At 51.2% G+C, this 19,814-nt stretch carries 22 protein-coding genes and 1 tRNA gene; 14 read left to right on the top strand and 9 right to left on the bottom strand.

The features are described from left to right. Positions 1–697, top strand: a 697-nt coding sequence (locus tag SE18_RS03600) for an IS982 family transposase (protein WP_054532803.1), incomplete at its 5' end; no start/stop codon positions are given. Positions 698–725: 28 nt separating this feature from the next. Here the strand turns inward: SE18_RS03600 and SE18_RS03595 are convergent. Together SE18_RS03595 and SE18_RS03590 are read right to left on the bottom strand one after the other, a co-directional pair. Next, positions 726–1,304, bottom strand: coding sequence for an integrase core domain-containing protein (locus SE18_RS03595; protein WP_054533053.1), 579 nt, complete (start codon positions 1,302–1,304; stop codon positions 726–728). Beyond that, positions 1,283–1,654, bottom strand: a complete 372-nt coding sequence (locus SE18_RS03590; RefSeq protein WP_054533052.1) for a helix-turn-helix domain-containing protein — start codon at positions 1,652–1,654, stop codon at positions 1,283–1,285. Before SE18_RS03590 ends, SE18_RS03595 begins: the two co-directional genes overlap by 22 nt. 582 nt (positions 1,655–2,236) lie before the next feature. On the opposite strand from SE18_RS03590, the gene SE18_RS28120 reads away from it, so the two are divergent. Next, positions 2,237–2,362, top strand: a complete 126-nt coding sequence (locus tag SE18_RS28120; RefSeq protein ID WP_269083549.1) for a hypothetical protein — start codon at positions 2,237–2,239, stop codon at positions 2,360–2,362. Between the two features lie 86 nt (positions 2,363–2,448). Beyond that, positions 2,449–4,173, top strand: a complete 1,725-nt coding sequence (gene metG / locus SE18_RS03585; protein WP_054533051.1) for a methionine--tRNA ligase — start codon at positions 2,449–2,451, stop codon at positions 4,171–4,173. Positions 4,174–4,268: 95 nt separating this feature from the next. On the opposite strand, the gene SE18_RS03580 is transcribed toward metG, so the two are convergent. Next, positions 4,269–5,741: a sensor histidine kinase gene (locus tag SE18_RS03580; RefSeq protein ID WP_054533050.1), complete on the bottom strand. Its 1,473-nt coding sequence runs from the start codon at positions 5,739–5,741 to the stop codon at positions 4,269–4,271. Continuing rightward, entirely contained in the window at positions 5,738–6,448 is a 711-nt protein-coding gene (locus SE18_RS03575; protein ID WP_012190338.1) for a response regulator transcription factor, read from the bottom strand. Before SE18_RS03575 ends, SE18_RS03580 begins: the two co-directional genes overlap by 4 nt. 216 nt (positions 6,449–6,664) lie before the next feature. Between SE18_RS03575 and SE18_RS03570 the strand changes: the two genes are divergently transcribed. The 4 genes from SE18_RS03570 to SE18_RS27370 are packed head-to-tail and all read left to right on the top strand — an operon-like array spanning position 6,665 to position 10,489. After that, entirely contained in the window at positions 6,665–7,942 is a 1,278-nt protein-coding gene (locus SE18_RS03570) for an AI-2E family transporter (protein WP_054533049.1), read from the top strand. Then, the gene (locus SE18_RS03565; protein ID WP_054533048.1) at positions 7,939–9,147 is read left to right on the top strand and encodes an AI-2E family transporter; all 1,209 of its coding nucleotides are present in this window, start codon (positions 7,939–7,941) and stop codon (positions 9,145–9,147) included. Before SE18_RS03570 ends, SE18_RS03565 begins: the two co-directional genes overlap by 4 nt. 40 nt (positions 9,148–9,187) lie before the next feature. Next, positions 9,188–10,294, top strand: coding sequence for a YihY/virulence factor BrkB family protein (locus SE18_RS03560; RefSeq protein WP_054533047.1), 1,107 nt, complete (start codon positions 9,188–9,190; stop codon positions 10,292–10,294). 21 nt (positions 10,295–10,315) lie between these two features. Beyond that, positions 10,316–10,489, top strand: coding sequence for a hypothetical protein (locus SE18_RS27370; protein ID WP_160319463.1), 174 nt, complete (start codon positions 10,316–10,318; stop codon positions 10,487–10,489). Between the two features lie 135 nt (positions 10,490–10,624). On the opposite strand, the gene SE18_RS03555 is transcribed toward SE18_RS27370, so the two are convergent. Then, positions 10,625–11,179 (bottom strand): hypothetical protein, encoded by a 555-nt coding sequence (locus SE18_RS03555; protein WP_054533046.1) that lies wholly within the window; start codon positions 11,177–11,179, stop codon positions 10,625–10,627. 134 nt (positions 11,180–11,313) lie between these two features. Here SE18_RS03555 and SE18_RS03550 point away from each other — a divergent pair, with 134 nt between their 5' ends. The 6 genes from SE18_RS03550 to SE18_RS03525 all read left to right on the top strand — a co-directional run bounded on the left by SE18_RS03550 (position 11,314) and on the right by SE18_RS03525 (position 14,684). Continuing rightward, a complete protein-coding gene (locus SE18_RS03550) occupies positions 11,314–11,793 on the top strand; it encodes an aminoacyl-tRNA deacylase (protein ID WP_083469697.1) in 480 nt (159 codons plus the stop codon). A 142-nt stretch (positions 11,794–11,935) separates the two neighbouring features. Next, entirely contained in the window at positions 11,936–12,748 is an 813-nt protein-coding gene (locus SE18_RS03545) for an exonuclease domain-containing protein (protein WP_054533044.1), read from the top strand. A gap of 170 nt (positions 12,749–12,918) precedes the next feature. Next, a tRNA-Glu gene (locus tag SE18_RS03540) sits at positions 12,919–12,995 on the top strand. Positions 12,996–13,058: 63 nt separating this feature from the next. Further along, on the top strand, positions 13,059–13,850 hold the full coding sequence (locus SE18_RS03535) for an AraC family transcriptional regulator (RefSeq protein WP_054533043.1): 792 nt from the start codon (positions 13,059–13,061) through the stop codon (positions 13,848–13,850). Between the two features lie 47 nt (positions 13,851–13,897). Further along, positions 13,898–14,341 (top strand): hypothetical protein, encoded by a 444-nt coding sequence (locus SE18_RS03530; protein ID WP_054533042.1) that lies wholly within the window; start codon positions 13,898–13,900, stop codon positions 14,339–14,341. Then, a complete protein-coding gene (locus tag SE18_RS03525; RefSeq protein ID WP_054533041.1) occupies positions 14,331–14,684 on the top strand; it encodes a VOC family protein in 354 nt (117 codons plus the stop codon). Before SE18_RS03530 ends, SE18_RS03525 begins: the two co-directional genes overlap by 11 nt. A gap of 110 nt (positions 14,685–14,794) precedes the next feature. Here SE18_RS03525 and SE18_RS03520 read toward each other — a convergent pair whose 3' ends face one another. Both SE18_RS03520 and SE18_RS03515 read right to left on the bottom strand, forming a co-directional pair. After that, the gene (locus tag SE18_RS03520) at positions 14,795–15,220 is read right to left on the bottom strand and encodes a hypothetical protein (RefSeq protein ID WP_054533040.1); all 426 of its coding nucleotides are present in this window, start codon (positions 15,218–15,220) and stop codon (positions 14,795–14,797) included. Positions 15,221–15,375: 155 nt separating this feature from the next. Further along, on the bottom strand, positions 15,376–16,596 hold the full coding sequence (locus SE18_RS03515; RefSeq protein ID WP_054533039.1) for a metallophosphoesterase: 1,221 nt from the start codon (positions 16,594–16,596) through the stop codon (positions 15,376–15,378). Between the two features lie 324 nt (positions 16,597–16,920). Between SE18_RS03515 and SE18_RS03510 the strand changes: the two genes are divergently transcribed. After that, complete coding sequence (locus tag SE18_RS03510; protein ID WP_054533038.1) at positions 16,921–17,964, top strand: hypothetical protein; 1,044 nt, start codon at positions 16,921–16,923, stop codon at positions 17,962–17,964. A gap of 120 nt (positions 17,965–18,084) precedes the next feature. Here the strand turns inward: SE18_RS03510 and SE18_RS03505 are convergent, their stop codons facing one another. Both SE18_RS03505 and SE18_RS03500 read right to left on the bottom strand, forming a co-directional pair. Then, the gene (locus SE18_RS03505; RefSeq protein WP_054533037.1) at positions 18,085–18,840 is read right to left on the bottom strand and encodes an ABC transporter ATP-binding protein; all 756 of its coding nucleotides are present in this window, start codon (positions 18,838–18,840) and stop codon (positions 18,085–18,087) included. A gap of 24 nt (positions 18,841–18,864) precedes the next feature. After that, positions 18,865–19,683 (bottom strand): ABC transporter permease subunit, encoded by an 819-nt coding sequence (locus tag SE18_RS03500; RefSeq protein ID WP_054533036.1) that lies wholly within the window; start codon positions 19,681–19,683, stop codon positions 18,865–18,867. Positions 19,684–19,814: the final 131 nt, after the last annotated feature.

Below are 19,814 nucleotides of genomic sequence, written 5' to 3'. Positions count from 1 at the left end.
TGCCGATTTATTTCCGACCCTGCCGCATCAAAGCCAATTCAATCGTCATGCTCGCCGCCTGTGTGGCCTGCTTGAACCATTACGCCAGTCGTGGCTCCGCTCCTGGGCAACCATTACTCGTCCGCAGGTCATTCTGGATACCAAACCGATTCCCGTGGTTGGGTATGCCCGCCCCAAAACCCGCAGCGATTTTGCTGGCAGTGCCAGCTATGGGTACTGTGTTAGCCGCAAATTGCATTATTTTGGCTATAAACTGGTCATGCTCACGACCCTGGATGGCATTCCCGTCGCCTATGATCTCGTTCCTGCCCATACCGATGAGCGAGCCGCTGCGGACGAACTACTCGACCGAATCACGAATGCCGATGTCTGGGCGGATAAAGGCTTTCTTGGTCAACAATGGCAGCAGGCGGTGCGGAACACGACTACGAATCGCATCTGGACGGCCAAACGCCACAATCAACGACGGAATCCCGCGCCATTTGATGCGCTCCTCGGGTCGATCCGTGAACGGATCGAAGGGACGTTTCATGAACTGCAAAACACCGGACGGCATGTCGAGCGCTTGTTGGCCAAAACCGTAGAAGGCTTGGCGACCCGTATTGCGAGCAAGGTGACCCATCTGGTCTTAAAAGCCGTGTTGCGTGCACGCTTTGGGATCGATGTGCTCACCTTCACCATTCTTAAAGAAGCCTAACTCACATCAAGCGTATAGATGTAATGTTTCATAACATTAACAACCGAATGTTGGTATCCCGCGCATACTCGCGACGAAACACCGCATCGGGGGTTTCACCCCCAAGACCCTGATGCGGTCGCCGGGTGTTATAGCTCATTTCCCACAACCGATGGACATACCGCCGTTCTTCCGAGGATACGAACTGCTGCCGATGGAAACACTCCTCGTTATCCGTCCGGTTACTCCGTTCAATAAACCCGTTCCGCCACGGCGCACGGCGCGGTATCCGCCAATGGCGTAATCCCAAGTGCCGCACCATCCGTTCAAAGGCCGTGACCCGCTGCGGATGGGCGGTATACGCCATGGTGAACATCATGGCATTGTCGGTCACCACCAGATGGAAGGGCGGGACCCGCGTCACGGCTTGGGCAAGCACCCTCGCAATCACGGCGCTGGTTTGGGTCGGATGGATTTCGGAATATTTGATCCGCGTCCGCAGGTGAATCACGCTGATTTTGTATTCCCGTCCATGCTGCCCCTGAATCGCGGGTAATTCCTGAATATCCAATTGCACCCGATGCCGTCCCACCGGAATATGCCACGCTACCCGTTTTTTTTGGGGCATGATCCGATCCGGCCAGCGGCATGCAAAATCCGCCAGATGGTCGCGTTATTGGCGGTTGGAAACTGGGCCTGGAGTTCATGGGCGATGCGCTGGGTTCCGTGATGCGGGTTCGCATCGCGATAGGTGAGCACGGCCGTACGATAGGCGTCGGTGACGACGATCCGGCCATGGTGGTTGGGGGCTGAGGAGCGGTCATCGGGATGGTCACGATGAATCCAGCGGAAGACGGTACTCCGATTGACCCGAAAATGGGTGGCTAAGCGGGCAATCGTCCAGCCCTCCTCACGGCGCAGGCGTTGCAGTTCTTGCCGTTGGCGTACCGTCAGCGCGGCATTGCGGTGTATTCCCATAGGGCCTCCACGATGGACACGAATATGATCGCTAACCTATTGTATCATTACACATAGAGCATAGAACATAGAGCATAGCGGTACTGGTTTATTGCGTTAGCAACCGCAGCATTCCCGCATCGCAACTCTATCCCAAGGGTTGGTTTTCGCTGTCCACCACGCATCCGCAGGGTCATCAATGGATGCGGTTCGGTCACGAATTGTCCTTGAGGGGGTGCAGGGGGATTAAAGCCCCCTGCGTTTCCCGCTGGCGGGACGGAAGGGTGGAAAAGAATGCTGGTGGTTAATGTGATGAACCATTACACATAGAGCATAATGTTGATCCACGAAGGGCACGAAGCGCCGATTTTTCGCCACAGATGCCACCGATTGACCCAGATTATGATTTCTATAGCCTATAGCCATCATCCCTCTGCGCCTCTGCGTTAAATTTCAACTTGCTGATTTTTGATTTCTGCCTTCTGACTTTTGATTTGGTATTTCATCCTTTTCTATGTTCTATGCTCTTTGCTCTACTCCCATAGGCCTATGCGTCCAACCAGCCAGTGTGGTACAATGGGGCTACGTAGGCGAGGAACCCAAATGCAACCATTGCAACGCACAGCCAAAACTTCCCCAGAAGCGGCGCAAGCAGCAGCCGATTTTTGGCTATGGGCTGGGATTCGCCTTACCGCTGGCGGCTTCATGGCGGGCCTTCCCGCCAACTAGAAGATGCGCCCACCTCGTTGAATCACGCAACCGGGCGACGTGTGCTCGGTTTTTTGTTGCCCTCGGTTTGTTTTAAGGATGTGTGTATGTCAAAAAATATTTTAGTGGCGGTAGCCTGGCCGTATGCCTCAGGCGCGCGTCACCTTGGCCATGTTGCAGGCTTTGGGGTGCCGAGCGATGTTTTTGCCCGCTATCAACGCTTGGTCGGAAACAATGTTTTGATGGTCAGCGGCACCGACGATCATGGCACGCCCATTACGGTGCGTGCTGATCGCGAGGGCAAAACGCCCCGCGAAGTAACCGATTTCTACAATGCTGAAATTCGCAATAACCTGCGCGATTTGGGCTTGTCGTATGATTTATTTACTAGGACATCGACCGAAAACCATTACCAAATAACCCAAGCATTTTTCACCCGCTTGCAGGAAAAAGGCTATATTTTTACCAAAGAAATGATTGGCACCTATAGCGAGGCAGACAAGCGCTTTTTGCCCGACCGCTACGTCGAAGGCACCTGCCCACATTGTGGCTACGATAAAGCGCGCGGCGATCAATGCGATAACTGTGGCAAGCAGCTTGATCCAGTCGATTTGATTGAGGCACGTTCGACCTTGAGCGGCGCAACCCCAATCTTTAAGCCAACCAAACACTTTTTCTTGGATTTGCCAGCCTTTGTTGATCGTTTGCGCGAATGGATTTCAAGCCAAGACCATTGGCGCCCAAATGTAAAACGCTTTTCGTTGGGCTTGCTTGAAGAAGTGCCAGCCCGCGCAATTACTCGCGACTTGACTTGGGGCGTGCCAATTCCGGTCGAGGGCGACGAATTCGATAGCAAGCGGATTTACGTTTGGTTTGATGCAGTCATTGGCTATCTTTCGGCAGCAGTTGAATGGGCGACCAAGGTTGGGCGACCTGAGGCTTGGCGCGAGTGGTGGCTCAACCCAGAGGCCCGGCATTACTACTTTATGGGCAAAGACAACATTGTGTTCCATAGCGTGATTTGGCCAGCCATGCTGATTGGCCATGGCGAGCTGGAATTGCCCTATGAAGTGGTCAGCAGCGAATTTTTGACCTTGGCAGGCGGCGAGAAAATCTCATCATCACGGGCTGAAGGTAATAGCATCCCGTTTGTTGGCGAATTTTTAGCCCAATATGATCCCGATCCGTTGCGCTATTTCTTGGTAATTGCTGGCCCCGAAACCTCGGACACCGAGTGGTCGTTGAGCGAATTTATTCGCCGCAACAACGAGGAATTGGTTGCAACGTGGGGCAATTTGGTCAATCGGGTGCTTTCCATTACCCACAAGAATTTTGGCCATGTGCCAACACCGCAAGCCCTGACCGCCGAAGATGAAGCAGCTTTGGCAACGGTGCGCAACGCCTTTGAAACCGTTGGCAAGGAATTGGAGCTAGCGCATTTCAAAGCAGCCTTGATTGCCACGATGGCAGCGGCGCGGTCGGTCAACGAATATTTGGCTAGCCAAGAACCATGGAAAGTGCTCAAAACTGATCGCGAGCGGGGTGGCACGATTTTGTATGTTGCTTTGCAAGCAATTAATAATTTGCGCACCTTATTCACGCCATTTTTGCCATTCACCAGCCAAAAATTGCATGAACTCTTGGGCAACGAAGGCTATTTGGCTGGACCATTGCTGTTTGAAGAACGCCAAGAAAGCCAGCACAGCCACGAAGTGCTCACCTGCGAACCAAGCACATGGGTTGGGCGCTGGGAATGGAGCGATCTGCCAGCGGGCCGCGAGCTAGCAGCGCCAAGCGTGCTGTTCAAAAAGCTCGAATTACCAACCGAGTAGGATCGGATAGAATAACGAGTTAACCACGAAGGACACGAAGAACCACTAAGGTTAATTACTTCGTGTCCTTCGCGTTCTTCGCGGTTAAAATATCGTTATTGCCGAATAACGGGCAATGGTTGCGATGGCGAATCGCGCAGCTGGCTAGTAAGCAGCCGATCGGTGGCTGGTGCTAAGGGCAGCCACAAGGTGAACATACTGCCTTCGCCAACGTTTGATCGAACTTCGATTGTGCCCCGATGGGCATCGGTAATCCATTTGACGATTGCCAGCCCAATCCCAGCCCCGCCGCCCTTGCGTACCCGCGATTTGTCGGCGCGATAGAAACGTTGGAAGATATGGGGCAACACATCGGCAGGAATCCCCTCGCCAGTATCTTGCACCCGCAGTGCCACCTCGCGGCCAACTCGTTCCAAACTGAGGGTGACTGTGCCATCATCGGGCGTATGTTGAATTGCGTTATAGGCCAGATTGAGCATTGCTTGCTTGAGGCGGTCGCGATCGCCAATAACCGTTGCTTGATCTTCGCTGCCAATTTGCAGCTTGACATGCTCGGCGAGTGGGCGCAATTCGCGAAATACTTCCAAAATCAAGGTATCAAGCTCGACTGGCTCGCTACGCATTTGCACGCCAGCCTCAGTTTGAGCCAAAAATAATAGGTCGTTGACCAAGCGATTCAAACGCACAACTTCGCGTTCTAAGTCGCTGAGCGATTCGCTGAGCAATTCGGGGTTGTGCATTGCGCCACGGCGTAGCACTTCGAGATTGCCGCGCATGGCAGCCAGCGGCGTGCGCAATTCGTGGGAAACGTCGGCGGTGAGCCGTTTTTGAGTGTTGAACAAACCTTCCATGCGCGCCAGCAAATCGTTGGTGATGGTGGCGAGCCGACCAAGCTCATCGTGGGGATTGGCCACAGCGATCCGGCGGCTCAAATCTTCGGCGCGCACAATTTGCTCGGCAGTGTTGGCAATCATATCAATTGGGCGGAGGCCGCGCTTGGTAATTTGACTAATGCCAAGGTACATCAGCACAATCGTCAGCGAGCCAGCAATCAGAAACACCAACGACAAGGTATCCAAGGCACGATCAACCGTGCGCAACGATTGGCTAGCCACCAACACACCAACCACCGTGTTATCGAAGGTTAATGGCGAAACCACCTGCATGGTGCGACCATAGGCCGATGGTTTGGTGCTCATAACTGAATTTTTTTCGAGCGCCGAAGCCAATTCAGTGCTATCGAGGCTTGGGCCTTCGCCCATAAACGCTGGAGTTGCAGCCAAGCGCACGCCATTGGGATAAAAGACCGCAACCGAAATCGGCGAACCCTCAAAATCTTCGTTTGGCACAGGCAACAACGAGATGCTCGTGCCGCTGAAATAGCGCTCAAGCGGCTTTTTGGCTTGGGCATATTGGCTTTGAATTTGGTTGGTAGCCCGCACTAAATCATCGCGCACGCCATTGAGCAAAATCGCCCGTTCAGCAGAATAGAGCGTCAACCCTAGGATGAGCAATCCAAGGGTCATAAAGGCGACAGAAATGAAGGTTAGCCGATAGCGTAGGGTCATCGTTCACCGTAGGGTTGTTCACGTAAAATATAGCCAGCGCCGCGCACGGTGTGCAGCATGCGGCCTTCGCCCGATTCTTCGAGTTTTTGGCGCAAATAGCGCACATAGACTTCAATGATATTCGATTCGCCGCCAAAATCATAGCCCCAAACCCGATCGTAAATCACATCGCGGGTCAGCACTTGGCCTGGATGGCGCATAAATAATTCGAGCAGTTCGTATTCTTTGGCGGTGAGTTGCACTGCGCGCCCAGCAATTGTAACCTCGCGCGAAGCAGTGTTCATCTCTAAGCCATTAACTTGGAGCACGACCGGGCCTTCGGTGCGCGCAACATGGCGGCGCAGCAATGCGCGAATGCGAGCAAGCAACTCTTCAAAGGCAAAGGGCTTGATCAAATAATCGTCGGCGCCACTTTCCAAGCCCATCACGCGGTCGGGCACCGTTTCTTTAGCGGTAAGCATAATAATTGGCACATCGCTGCCAGCGCGCAAACGCCGACAAACCTCAAAACCATCCATGCCTGGCAACATAATATCGAGAATCACCAGATCGGCGGGGCGTTCGCGGGCGGCGGCAATGCCGGTTGGCCCATCGTGTGCTACCTCGACTGTAAACCCTTCGAAGGCCAAACCTCGCCGCAAATAGCCAGCAATTTCTTTTTCATCCTCGACAACCAAAATTCGTGCAGCAGCTTGCGGTTGGCTCATGCAGCACACTCCTTCTTGAATAATAGGCAACACCGCTGAGGTGGTGGGATTCGGAATTATTCCCCCTAGCATAGCACACTCTGCTGAAAATCTGGCAAGAATCGGTTAAGGATTGGCTTAATTTTACGCTTGCTACAGGCGATGTTTTTGGTATAGTTGTTGCTTAAATCCTGCCTGTATCCATCCAGCTAAGCATATTTGTGTATGGGAGTCGCCATGGACGAGCTTTCGTTGACCCTCGCTCGTTGGACAACGCGGCGTGTCATGACCGCAACTTTGGTCGTCCTTGCGATGATCGGCCTTGCTTTTGTGATTGTTAATTTTTATAGTGTGTTTGTGGTGGCGTTTATTGCGTTTGTGCTCAGCACAGCAATTCGCCCGCTGGTGCAGCTGTTGCAACGGCTCAAAATCGCGCCCCAGCTGGGGGTGATTATCGCCTACCTGCTGTTATTGGGCTTGTTGATTGGGGTTGTGGTGCTGCTGGCGCCGCTGATTACCGAGCAAATTACCGCGATTACCGCCAAAATACCCGAGTATTACCACGATGCGCGTCAGTTTCTGGTTTCCTCGCGGAGCAGTTTTATTCGCAATTTGGCTGCTCGCTTGCCACTTGAAGCGCCGCTTTCGCTCTCGGGCGTTGCTCCCGCCGAAACCAACCAGCAACAAACTGACGTCGCGGTGACTCAATTAATTAGCGTACTCGAAAATACAGGCATTAGTCTGTTTGTGGTGATTGCTACGCTGTTGCTTGGCTTCTACTGGACGCTCGATGGTGATCGGGTGCTGCGCACCTTGTTGCAATTAGTCGCTGTCGAAAAGCGTGAGAATTGGCGTTCGCTGATTGCTGAAATTCAAGCCAAAATGGGTGCGTTTATTCGTGGCCAATTGATTCTTGATTTATCGATTGGCGCACTTTCGACCGCTGCCTACCTGTTGATTGGCATCGATTATGCGATTGTGTTAGGCATTTTGGCTGGCTTGCTGGAGACAATTCCTATTCTAGGGCCAGTGTTGGGAGCGGTGCCGCCGCTGCTGATTACGCTTGCCCAAGGCGATGTAACCGCCTTTACTTGGGTGATTGTGGCAACCGTGGTGATTCAACAAATCGAAGGCACCTTTTTGGTTCCCAAGGTGATGGATCGCGCGGTTGGGGTCAATGCAGTGTTGACGTTGGTTGCCTTTGCTGCATTTAGCGCGACCTTGGGCTTGGCAGGCGGGATTTTGGCCGTGCCTTTGGCGGCAATTGTGCAAATTATCTTCACTCGCTTGGTGTTTAACCAAAGTGAATCGAGTGCGAATGTAACCCGCCGCGATCGTTTTGGCGTCTTGCATTACGAATCGCAACAATTGCTCCAAGCCTTACAGCGGCATAATCGGGCTGATGAAAACGAAGATGAAGCCAATATTGTGTTTGATGATCAACTAGAGCATGTGGTGGTTGATTTGGATGGCATGCTTGCGGCGATCAATAGCAGTGAGGAACTAGCCGCATGAAACAGCTTGCGCGGGTTACTGCAACCATCCTCTTCACAATTGGCCTTGTGGTGCTGATGTGGATGTTTAGCGATGCGGTGTTGCTCTTTTTGGTTTCGTTGGTGATTGCCTCGGCAGTTCGACCATTTGCGCAGCGCTTGATCGATCGCGGGATGAGTCGTGGCGCGGCCTATGGCTTGGTCTATTTTGCCAGCTTTATCTTTTTTGGCAGCTTGTTTGCAGTAATTAGTCGTGGCTTGTTGACTGAATTGCAACGGGCTGGCGATCAATTGCTCAATTTTTATACCAATATCACCATCACTTGGCCGCAAGGCCAACAATGGCAACAAACGATTGCCAGCGAATTGCCATCGCGTCAAGGGTTGCTTGATTATATGGCTGGCACCGATGGCACGGCGGTTGTAGATAGCATTATTGGGTTTAGCAGTGGGGTCTTTGATTTTCTGGCTCAGTTGGTTATTTTGCTCTCGCTGAGCACCTATTGGGCGGTTGATCAAAATCGCTTTGAGCGCTTGTGGCTCTCATTAATCAATGCCAAACATCGCCAGCGGGCGCGCACGATTTGGCGCGCGGTTGAGCTTGAAGTTGGTGCCTATATTCGCAGCGAAGTGGCCCAAAGCTCGTTGGCAGGCATTAGCTTGGGCATGGTGTTTGAATTCATTGGCATGCCCTACCCAACCTTGCTAGCCTTGTGGATTGCGATTGCATGGCTGGTGCCGTGGGTTGGGGTTTTGTTGGCGCTAATTCCAGCGGTTGCGATGGGCTTGTTGGTCAGTTTGCCAGTGGCGTTGTTGGCTGGTTTATCAACGATTGCGGTGTTTGCAATGCTGCAAATTTGGGTCGAGCCACGTTTATACGGGGCCAATCGGGTTAGTCCTGTGTTGGTGGTCTTGATATTGATGGTGATGGCGCAGGCTTCGGGGATTTTGGGCATGCTGATTGCGCCACCCTTGGCAGCGACGATTCAAATTTTGGGTCGCGAACTGTGGTTTAACAAAGCAATTGATGACCAGTTGGCCGATACCTACCGCAACCAATTGAAGGTGCTGCGTGAGCGCTTGGTTACAATTCAGCAAGACGAAGTTACTGCTGAAGTTGCGGCGACGGCGCAACATCAATCGTATATTCGCCAGATTGAAGAGCTAATGGATGAAACCCAAAGCGTGCTTGGCAGTGCTGGCATGCTCAACCGCGAACAAACATAATCGGGCAATTAATCGCCTAGTGTGAGATGAGGCGCAATCTATGAAACAATGGGTTACGAAAACCGCTTGGCCTTTGCTGCAACGCACAGTCAAAGCATGGAACGATGATGATTGTTCGCGCATGGCTGCATCGTTGGCATATTACGCGGTATTTTCAATCTTTCCGTTGATTTTATTATTACTTTCAGTTTTGGGCTATTGGTTGCGCTTGCAAGGTGATACTAACGCTAATGTTGAAGAAACCTTAGTTAATTCGCTGATGCAGGTCTTTCAAACAAGTCCGCAAGTTGGCGTTGATAACTCTTCGATTCGCAACGCACTGGTTGAAATTTTGAAAAGCCTAAGTCAACAAGCTGGTACGAATGCGCCAATTGCTTTAATTACAACCTTTTTTGCTGCTAGCGGGATTTTCGTCCAAATCGATAAATCGTTTGATGTTATTTGGGATATTCAGCCCAAGCAGGGCAATTTTCTCTATACCATCAGAAGTACCGTGATTGAGCGTAGCAAAGCATTTTCCTTGGTACTAGTGATTGGCTTGCTGTTAATTAGCTCGTTGATTCTTTCCTCTGTATTGCAAGGCCTAGAAAATTTGTCCAAGAGCTTCAATTTGCCTGGGGTTGGGGTTGGCTGGCAAATTTTTACTTTTGCCCTAGCGTTTGCAGTCAATGTCTTAATTTTCTTTTTGCTGTTTTTTGCCATGCCCAAGCCCAAAATGCGCTGGCGCGATATATTGCCTGGGGCACTTTTGACCGCAGCGCTGTGGGAAATTGGCAAAATCGTGCTTTCGCTGTTTCTTGGCGGCAATAAATATACTGCTTCGACGACAGTGGCGGCTTTTATCGCATTGCTCGCATGGATTTATTACGCCAGCCAAATTATCTTTTTTGGCGCGGAATTTTGCCGGGTGTATACCGATTGGAATCAAACTCGGCGCGCGAAGCAGGCCCCAGCTATTGCTTTGCCCACGCCGCCAGACTTGCCAACGACCGCCTTGCCGCCAGCGCTGGCTACCTCGCAACAAAAAGCTACCTATGCCGTTGGGGGCACGGCCTTGGGTGTGGTTTTGGGGGTCGTGATGAGTATTGTTGGTACGTTAGTTGCGATTGTTCAATTTATTCGAACGTTGCGCAACGGCAAAGCCTAGCTTTAGGATGAGGATATTGCGATGAGCGACCAAAGCGATCAGCCAACACCAATTGAGCCACCAACACCTGAAACCACGCCGATTGGCGACCCGCCAATTGAGCCAGCCAATGATGCTCCGCCCACGATTGGCGATCCGCCGAGCAGGCCCCAACCGCCTATTGGCGATCCACCCAAGGAAGAACAAAGAGCATAGAACATAATGATGATCCACGAAGAAACACGAAGAGCACAAAGTTGACCCTTCGTGTTTCTTCGTGTCCTTCGTGGATCAAAAAATAACCTTCGCGTCCTTCGCGGTTTCTTGGCCTCGTTTCCTCGTGGATCGGATTTACTGCCTAGGTTTGCGCATGCCTGGTAGACGCAAAATGTTGGGTGCTGCGATGGCAACTCCAACCATCCCAAGGATTAAAATTGTGGTAAATGCATCATTATTAAGGTTTGTGGTGCGCGACAAAATTGCCATCAAGCCAAGCATAATGATAAAACCCAAGATAAATGTGCCAGCTAAGGCGAATTTGCCGCGCAAAGTTGTGCGCATTGGCGGGATCGAACTCATACCACGGCCATGGGCAAACGGCCCTGGTGATTCATTGACATATGCTGGCGGAACGTAATAGCCTTGGCTGGGATCAACGTTGGTTGGCATTGCTGGTGGCGGTGGCAACTCATACATGCCTGGGCGGCGCAGCACCAGCCGAATACTCACCAACAATACGACAAAGCCAATAAAGTTAAACCAGCCGAGAAAGGTATCAAGTTCTTTGGTTGAAAGCGTGATGATCAGCGTGGGGATCAACAGCAAGCTTGCACCAATGCCGCCAATCAACAAGACTGCATTGATGCCCTGCTTTGAGAGTTTAAGCTGTGGTTTTGGTTTGAACATACATTCTCCTCAATCGAATATAGCGAACATCCAAGGCTAGTTTAACATACATTTTCGTGCTCCAAATAGGCCAAAAGCTGGTTTGAACTAGGTCTAGTGAATGATTATAATGAGCGTTATTGTGATGGAGGCCAATGATGGGAACCAGAACCAGAGCAACCGATGTGATGTGCCGTGTGACTAGCGATTTTGAGCTGTTGAGTTTTGAGGCAACAGAATTTACTGCCGAAGAAGCAGCCACAAAGCTCAACTTGCCCTTGAATATGTTGTTTAAAACTTTGCTGGTCAAAGGCGAGAAAAAAGGCTATGTGCTGGCGGTTGTGCCCAGCAATCATCATTTGAGCTTGAAGAAATTGGCTGATGCGATTGGCGATAAACGAGTTGAAATGGCTCCAATTGAGGAATTAACGCGCTTGACTGGCTATCTCAAAGGTGGCGTTTCGCCGTTGGGCACGCGGCGGGCAATGCCGGTAGTGCTCGATTTCAGCGCGTTTCAGCATCCGCGAATTAGCTTGAGTGCTGGTCAACGTGGCTTGCAAATGCTGGTTGCGCCGAGCCATTTACAACAAGCAGCCAAAGCCCAAGTTGCCGATATTAGCGACGATCAAAGCTAAACTGATTATTAAAATGACAAATATTGACACATGAGCGTGTTAGACTGACAATCAGTAACGACAAACCTTGCAAGCCTTTTGCACGTACTGTCGAGCGAAGTTGTTAAATGTTTCCCGCACGGGAACTAGAAATGAAGCACGCATGTATACTCTCCTTGATCGTCCGTTGCACACCATTCCGTTTGTGTTGTTCGATATGGAAAGCACTGGCTTAGATGTTCAAATTGGGCATCGCATTTGTGAAATGGCTGCAATGCGCATTCAAGGTCGCGAGATTATTGATCGTTGTGAGTTTTTGGTAAATCCGCAACGCGAAATTGATCCCGCTGCATTCGCAGTCAATGGCATTAGTGCCGAAATGATTGCAAATGCGCCGTCATTTGGCGAAATTTGGCCCAAAGTCAATAAATTATTGCATGAAGCAGTGTTAGTTGCGCACAACGCCTATTTTGATATTGGATTTTTGACTAGCGAATTAGGCCGCATTAATTTGCCACCGCTGGAAACTCCAGTTATCGACACGCTGGCTTTGGCTCGGCGCTACATCACTGCGCGGCGCTATAATTTGACTTCGTTGGCAACCAACCTTGGCGAAAAAGCGCCTTCGCACCGCGCCATGAGCGATGTGGTGGCTTTGCGCCCAGTCTTTGAACATCTGCTTGATATTTTATATCGCAAAGGCGTGCATACCTTGGCCGATTTGCTGCGCGCGCAACGTGGCCTATTGCCTGGCGATGAAGAAAGCCCATTGATTCAAGAGATTTCGACGGCTATGACCAGCCGTCAATCGTTGATGATTTCGTATCGGACTGCTGGCGGCGACCCAGTTGAGCGGCGGGTGTTGCCAATTGGGCTGACGGTTGAAGGCAAGCGCCACATCTTGCACGCCTACTGCTACTTGCGCAATGCGCAGCGCATGTTCGCCCTCGACCGCTTATCGATTGTTGAATTGTAATGGTAAACGCTTGGTTATAGTGCTGAATGAGGATTGATCACCATCCTTCCGTCCCGCCAGCGGGAGACGCAGGGGGCTTTAATCCCCCTGCACCCCCTCAAGCACAATGGTGCTCAGCTTTGGGTAATTTGACAAAAATCGGCTGCTGGATATAATACACAACGTTGCATGGCGCATTCGTCTAGCGGCCTAGGACGTCACCCTTTCAAGGTGAAGATCACGGGTTCGAATCCCGTATGCGTCACCAAGACACTCGGTTTTGCCGAGTGTCTTTTTGTTTAACGCTGCTTTTTGCAAGCAAGGAGGGCGGATGCAGCACCAAAGCTTGGGCGTTGACGAATCGCTGGGTTCGCAGATTATGCGGCTGTGGGCGTTGGCTGAATCGCAGGCCCACTACAATCGCCAAGCAATTATTCCCGATTCGTATGCCCAATTGATTATTTGCTGTGGTGCGCCACTGCAATGGCTGCGAGCCAATGGCACGCTTTGCGAGCTGCCAGCGGCCTTTATCTTGGGCGTGCAACAGCAACCATTACACTTGTATGCAACTGGGGCTTGCCAGTTGGTGGGTATTCAAATATATGCCTGGGCGGTTGCTGATTTGCTAGGTCAACCATGTTTGCCAAATGAACCTTTGGCGTTGAACGAGCCGCGCTGGCAGCGTTTTGCCGCTCAGGTGCGCCATTGGGCGCGCTTTGCCGATTTGGCCACACTGTTGCAGTATGTTCATGCTTATTTAATTGATCATATGGTTGCGAGCAAGCCCACGTTGGCGCTGCACCACAGCGGTTTGCTGCTCTATCAAGAGTTTGGCAATGTGCGGATTGCTGAATTAGTCCAGCATCAACGGCTCTCGCTGAGCCAATTTGAGCGCCAATTTCGCCAAATAACAGGCATTACGCCCAAACAACTGGCCCGTTTGATTCGCTTTGAGCAGGTGCGCGATCGCTTGGTTCAGCAACCAATGCAATCGATTGCAGCGCTCGCAGCGGATTTGGGCTACAGCGACCAAGCCCATTTGCTGCATGAATTTCGCCATTTTGCTGGCCTCACGCCACGCCAATTTTGCCAGCAGGTTAATGCCGATTTTTTACAAGATTAAGCCTGTGCCAAGCGGTATGCTGTTGCTCTGTTATAGGAGGAACAACGATGAACGAGCAACAAAAACCAATCGGCTATTGGCTCAAAGAGGCCGATCAGGCGCTGACCGCATGGTTGGATCGAGCTTTAGCCCAGTTTGGCTTATCGCGTTTGGCTTGGCAACTATTGAATATCGTGCAGCAACAGCAGCCAGTACGCTTGGATTCAGTGTCAACAATTACCGCTGTGTTGGCTGATCAAGCAACATTGCGCATGACCGTCACGACATTAGTTGAACAACATTGGATTTCTGCGCCAGCCGAGCACACTAATCTGCTGGCCTGTGAACTTGCAATCAATCCGGCAGCGCTTGAGCGCTTTGCTGATGTTACGCGTTTGGTGCACGAGCAGCGGGCGCAACTGATGCGGCAGATCACGCCAGAAGCGTATCAAACAACGCTCAACGTGTTGGCGCAACTAATTAAGAATGCAGAGGTGAGCAATGCAGCTTAATCATCTGAACTTAATTGTTAGCGATTTGACTGTGGCGTGTGATTTCTTTTGCCGCTATTTTGATTTTGTGGTTTTGGCAACCAAAGGCTCGCGTTTGGCGGTTTTGCAGGGCCAAGCCCAATTTAGCTTCGTTTTAAGCCAACAAAACGAGCTGCCGCAGTATCCGGCGGGCTTTCATGTGGGCTTTATTCTTGAATCGACCGCTGCTGTTGACCAATGTTTTACGCGTTTGCAGACTGAATATGCAGCGACAATTCAGCAACCACACTCAATGCGTGGTAGCTATGGCTTCTATTTTGAAGTGCCTTCAGCGATTTTGATTGAGGTGAGTACGCTGCTGTAAGTAACGTGCAATCAGCTTGACGTTTGCCTTCGATCAATACAAGTTTCATATCTTCGCGCCCTTCGCGTTCTTCGCGGTTCCTGTTTCGCTTAGTCCTGCACCCTGAACGATTATCGCTCATTCGGATAAAGCGTTGCTGTATGCAGGGCTTGGCGTTTGCGGTGGCTGAGGATTATGGCTTGTCGCACGCGATCAACCAGCCAACCAAGCGCGAGCGCAAGGCTGGCGATTTCGAGCATTCTGACGCTGTAACCACGCTGGCTCAACTTCCAGAGATCAGGATTCAGCAACAGATTTTGCAAATAGCAAACGCCAAGCAGATAGCTAGCAGTTGCAATGATTGGCGCTAACAGTAGATAGTGCTTGCGTGCAAATAAGCCACCAACTAATAAACTAAAACTCATAATACAATAGAGGAACAAGCGTTGACTGAATGGCTCGTTGCGAGCAAAGACGACATACGTGGCTGAAATACCAAGTAATAATGGGCGGAGCACGATCCATTGAATTAATAATGTGCTTACAAAAGCTAGCATTGCAAGCCAATTACTTCTAAAAAGATACTTCATAGCCTAAGTATAGAAGAATGAATACTGGTTTTGTTGTAACAAACGGGTAACAAAAAACCATCAGCAGTTAGAACGTAATCGTTGGAGCTGCTGATGGTTTAGCAATCAATGCTTGATTTTGATTATGCTTTCGATTCGCTGATCGAGGCGGTTGGGCTTGGTTGCAAAGTAATCACGGTTACTTCTGGTTTGGTGCCAAGCCGAAAGGGAATGCCCCAATAGTTGGTGCCAGGGTTGATGTAGAGCAGCGATTGAGCCTGCTGATAGTGACCCATTGCATGTTCCAAAAAGGCCGAGGCCATGCTCCAGCCAAGTTTGGGAATGGCAAATTGGCCGTAGTGGGTATGGCCGCTGAGGGTCAATGGCACGTTGCGTTCGGCCAAGGCTGGCCAGAGCGCTGGGTTATGCGCCAAGACCACATGAAAATCGTTGGCGGGAATCTTGGCTAAGGTTTTGGCAATATCCGGCGCAACTGATTCGCGGCCTGAGGCCACATAGGTTCCGGCGGGATCGCCAGTGCCCGCCAGCCACCAACGCACCCCGCGATAGTTAAAGGCTGTGGCTTGATTAACTAAAACCTTGATGCCTATGGCTTCTAAACCTGCCCGCACGCCATCCCAGCCTGCATAAACATCGTGGTTGCCAGCAATCGCGACCACGCCCAATGGCGCTGAAAGTTGGCCGAAGGCAGCGGCAAATGGCTTAACATCATCGACATAATCATCAACTTGATCGCCAGTCATCACAATCAAATCGGGCTTGGCTGCTTCAATCGCCTCGACCACATTGCGCAAATGGCGGCGCGACGTATGCGGCCCAACGTGGGTATCCGAGATTTGTACAATCTTCAAGCCTGCCAGTTCGCTAGGCAATTGGGGCAAATTGGCGGTCAATTCGCGCACCGCCAAACGGCGTGAGCCAAAATAGGCCAAGCCAATGCCTGCCAAATAGATCAGCCCGATGCCGCCAGCAAGGCTACGGCCAACGATGCTGCTACTATGAAATGGCAAGCCGATAATTAAACCGACTAAACCACCCATCGCCATCAGCGGCAACAGCAATTGGCTATACCAAAATGGCCGAAAACCCCATAAGCGCAGATGCGCCGATGGAGCAACTGGCCCGCCAAACGAGCGCGCAACAAAGAGCAAGGGAATATAACTCAGCAGCATCAAGCCGATGATGCTGAACCAGCCACCAGGGATGATGCTATAAAATACGCTGCCAATAATCAGCCAGCACAAGGCCATCCATGCCATCACAATGCTGGCGATTTTGCTCCGATTAAGTCGTTGCGGGCGGGCGCGGCGTTGGGGCACGCTGTCTGCCTCTGATGAAGCCATACGCTATTTCCCTCGCTGGAATGGTTAATTGCAGATTTCGCTGTGCCGCCATCGCAGCACCTAGGTAGTGTACTACGAGTTGTCTGCTTGCCAAGGCTTTGTCATAGATGTTCAAAAAGCAAAGCCAATGGTTGCGCATTAGCTAACTTCCCATGGGCAGCAGCTGAATTGCTGTAATGTTCCTCCGCTTCGGGTGCTTCGCATTCTTCGTGGTTCCAACTCGTCTGGCCTCAGCATCCTTCATCCCTCATAGTTCGATTGCTGCTTGACTCTGCCACTGTGTCAGGCTTTATGGTTAGCCCATTAATCTGAAGGAGCAATAGCGTGCAACTACCAATCAGCCAATCGCCAGCGCAGCAGCAAACCCAACCAAGCTGGTTTCGTACATTATTACGTCATCGTGGCGTTCAATTGACGTTCATTTTGTGGATTGTTGGCCATGGCCTGATCGTGCTGTTGGCCAAGGGCGTGCTGCCATTTGATCGGCCTGCGTTTGCAGGCGCTCCATTTATCATGCAGATGTTTGTGCCAAGCATTATGCTGCTCGAAGTATTTGTCTTGATGGGCTTGACCGTTATGCTCACACGCAAACGCATAATCCCTGATCTTGCTGCACGCGCTCCTGAACGTAGCCAAGCCTTGCGCGAAACGCTTGGATTAATTGCCTATGCGCTGTTTGGGCAAGCCTTGGGTTGGATTTTAGGCCCATTATTGGGCTTCAAGCCATTCAGTTTTCATTTGGCAGGAACCTTGGTTGGTGGGCATAGCGATTTAGCGGTTGCTGAGGTGTGGAGTTGGGCAATTTATAATTTTGGCTTTTATGCGGTTGGCCCATATCTGTGGTTTCGACGGCGCTATTCGGCAGTTCAGCTCAATTTAGTTTCAAGCAATCGCCGCAATGATTTGCTGGTAATTGCAGTGATTGGGATTTCAGAAATATTATTCGAGTTAACAACCTTGAGTACAAGCCTCAACCGTTTAAGTTTCAGCCAATTGGCCTTGGGCTTGCCCCTTTCCTTTGTGATTTATGGCATTGGCACGGTGCTGCCAACTATGGTGCTGATCTATTCAATATTGGTTCCACGTTTTCTCAAGCTGACGAATTCAGCCATAACCACGGTTTTGCTTGGCGGTCTGTGCTATGCGCTGGTGCATATGGCCGAAGCGTGGACCAACTTCAGCACCCTAACTAATGCGCTAATTTCAATTATCTTTATGCTGATCAACTACTTTGGGGCTGGTATGATCAAAACGGTGTTGACCTTGCGCACGGGCAATGCTTGGGTCCATGCTTGGGGCTACCACGCCATTGCTCCACACGTGATTATCGATACGCCGCATATTATCAATATCTTTGGCATTCGCTAAAACGAGGGGAAAGTTTAGAGGGGTCAGGGGTCAGTAGCTAGGGCTTATTCATATACCGACCTCTGACAACTAGCCCCTGACCCCGCAATGTATGTTCTATGCTCTTTGTTTTATGTTCTTTTATGCCCCAACGACGCGCGTTGCCAGTGGATAGCCAGCGCCGAAAATTGCCCCAAGCAGTTGATCTTTGATCGCGGCGAATTCGGCGCTGCCCCGTTGGCGGCTACGTGGCAGGTGAATTGGCAAATTGAGCGCAATATGTTGGTTTTGAATCAGCAACACCCGATCGGCTAAGGCGATGGCTTCTTCAACATCGTGGGTGACGAGAATGGCGGTGAAGCCTTGGGCCCGCCATAATTGCTCGACTAAGTGTTGCATTTCGATCCGAGTGAGCGCATCGAGCGCACCAAACGGCTCATCGAGCAGCAACAAACTTGGCGTGTTGGCGATGGCGCGAGCGAGAGCCAAGCGTTGACGTTCGCCGCCAGATAAGCCCAAGGGCCAGTCGTAGGCGCGATCAGCGAGACCAACTTGGTGCAAAGCTTGCAAGGCTTGATCTGCATTGAGGCCAGGCAACCCGAGCGCGACATTCTCCCAAACCCGTTTCCACGGCAGCAAGCGGGCATCTTGAAACATCACTCGCGCCGCAGGATTCAAGCCATCGAGCGGGCTATCATCAAGCGCAACTTGGCCAATTGTTGGCTCGGTGAGGCCAGCAATCAAGCGTAAGAGTGTGGTTTTGCCACAGCCGCTTTTGCCAATCACGGCGATAAATTCGCCTGGCTTAATTTCAAGATTAATGTCGTGCAAAATTGTGCGGTTGGCAATTGCCTTGCCCAACCCACGCAGCCCTAATTCAACGCCACGAATACTCATCACACACTCCTACGAGATTATTGTTTATGCGCCAACTTGCCAACGAAGGCTGCGCCGTTCGATCAAACGCGCAATTGTATCGGCCAACTTGCCAAGCAGGGCATAGATCACAATACCCATTACCAACACGTCGGTTTGCATAAATTCACGAGCGTTCATAGTCAAATGGCCAATGCCTGCGTTGGATGCCAAGCTTTCAGCGACGATCAACGTGAGCCACATCACTCCCAAGGCATGGCGTAAGCCAACCAAAATTGAGGGCAAGGCTCCGGGAAAGATAATGTGGCGAAACAAGCCCCATTTCGATAGCCCATAGACAATGCCCATCTCGCGCAGCTTGGGATCAATGCTGCGGACACCGTGATAGGTATTCAAATAGAGCGGGAAGAACACGCCAAAGGCTACCAAAAAGAGGCGTGCTGTTTCGCCAATGCCAAACCATAAAATCACCAATGGCAGCAAGGCCAAATGGGGAATATTGCGAATCATTTGGAAGCTGCTATCAAACAGCTGTTCGCTGATGGCAAATGTGCCATTCAACAACCCAAACCCAAAGCCAAGGCCGCCACCGATTGCCAAGCCAACCAAGGCGCGGCGGGTGCTGATGGCAATATCGCCAAGCAAATTGTGGTGCAGCAGCAAATCCCAGGTTGTTTGCAGAATTGTGCTGGGCGCTGGCAGAACCCGTGCACTGATCCAGCCGAGGGTTGCGCTCAGTTGCCATACGCCAATCAATAAAACTGGTACTAGCCATGGCAGCCAGCGTTGGCCCAATTGGCGCAGTTGCAGCCGTCGGGCTGGGCGCGTCGCACTCGTTGTCGGTTGTTCAATCGCCAATGCCATTGCCGTGCTCCTTATTTAGGGTCTAGGGATCAGGGGTCAGGGACCAGGTTTTTAGCCACGAATTGCACGAATTTCACAGATTGATTATTTCAAAGCCCTTCGTGCTCTTCGTGTCCTTCGTGGATCAATAA

Source organism: Herpetosiphon geysericola, assembly GCF_001306135.1.
Taxonomy (GTDB): Bacteria; Chloroflexota; Chloroflexia; order Chloroflexales; family Herpetosiphonaceae; genus Herpetosiphon; species Herpetosiphon geysericola.
This window is presented reverse-complemented; position numbering and strand designations above follow the sequence as displayed.

Coding starts and splice junctions, on each gene's coding strand:
- SE18_RS03595 (WP_054533053.1), bottom strand. CDS start 1,304: ATGCCCCAAAAAAAACGGGTAGCGTGGCATATTCCGGTGGGACGGCAT.
- SE18_RS03590 (WP_054533052.1), bottom strand. CDS start 1,654: ATGGGAATACACCGCAATGCCGCGCTGACGGTACGCCAACGGCAAGAA.
- SE18_RS28120 (WP_269083549.1), top strand. CDS start 2,237: ATGCAACCATTGCAACGCACAGCCAAAACTTCCCCAGAAGCGGCGCAA.
- metG (WP_054533051.1), top strand. CDS start 2,449: ATGTCAAAAAATATTTTAGTGGCGGTAGCCTGGCCGTATGCCTCAGGC.
- SE18_RS03580 (WP_054533050.1), bottom strand. CDS start 5,741: ATGACCCTACGCTATCGGCTAACCTTCATTTCTGTCGCCTTTATGACC.
- SE18_RS03575 (WP_012190338.1), bottom strand. CDS start 6,448: ATGAGCCAACCGCAAGCTGCTGCACGAATTTTGGTTGTCGAGGATGAA.
- SE18_RS03570 (WP_054533049.1), top strand. CDS start 6,665: ATGGACGAGCTTTCGTTGACCCTCGCTCGTTGGACAACGCGGCGTGTC.
- SE18_RS03565 (WP_054533048.1), top strand. CDS start 7,939: ATGAAACAGCTTGCGCGGGTTACTGCAACCATCCTCTTCACAATTGGC.
- SE18_RS03560 (WP_054533047.1), top strand. CDS start 9,188: ATGAAACAATGGGTTACGAAAACCGCTTGGCCTTTGCTGCAACGCACA.
- SE18_RS27370 (WP_160319463.1), top strand. CDS start 10,316: ATGAGCGACCAAAGCGATCAGCCAACACCAATTGAGCCACCAACACCT.
- SE18_RS03555 (WP_054533046.1), bottom strand. CDS start 11,179: ATGTTCAAACCAAAACCACAGCTTAAACTCTCAAAGCAGGGCATCAAT.
- SE18_RS03550 (WP_083469697.1), top strand. CDS start 11,314: ATGATGGGAACCAGAACCAGAGCAACCGATGTGATGTGCCGTGTGACT.
- SE18_RS03545 (WP_054533044.1), top strand. CDS start 11,936: ATGTATACTCTCCTTGATCGTCCGTTGCACACCATTCCGTTTGTGTTG.
- SE18_RS03535 (WP_054533043.1), top strand. CDS start 13,059: ATGCAGCACCAAAGCTTGGGCGTTGACGAATCGCTGGGTTCGCAGATT.
- SE18_RS03530 (WP_054533042.1), top strand. CDS start 13,898: ATGAACGAGCAACAAAAACCAATCGGCTATTGGCTCAAAGAGGCCGAT.
- SE18_RS03525 (WP_054533041.1), top strand. CDS start 14,331: ATGCAGCTTAATCATCTGAACTTAATTGTTAGCGATTTGACTGTGGCG.
- SE18_RS03520 (WP_054533040.1), bottom strand. CDS start 15,220: ATGCTAGCTTTTGTAAGCACATTATTAATTCAATGGATCGTGCTCCGC.
- SE18_RS03515 (WP_054533039.1), bottom strand. CDS start 16,596: ATGGCTTCATCAGAGGCAGACAGCGTGCCCCAACGCCGCGCCCGCCCG.
- SE18_RS03505 (WP_054533037.1), bottom strand. CDS start 18,840: ATGAGTATTCGTGGCGTTGAATTAGGGCTGCGTGGGTTGGGCAAGGCA.
- SE18_RS03500 (WP_054533036.1), bottom strand. CDS start 19,683: ATGGCATTGGCGATTGAACAACCGACAACGAGTGCGACGCGCCCAGCC.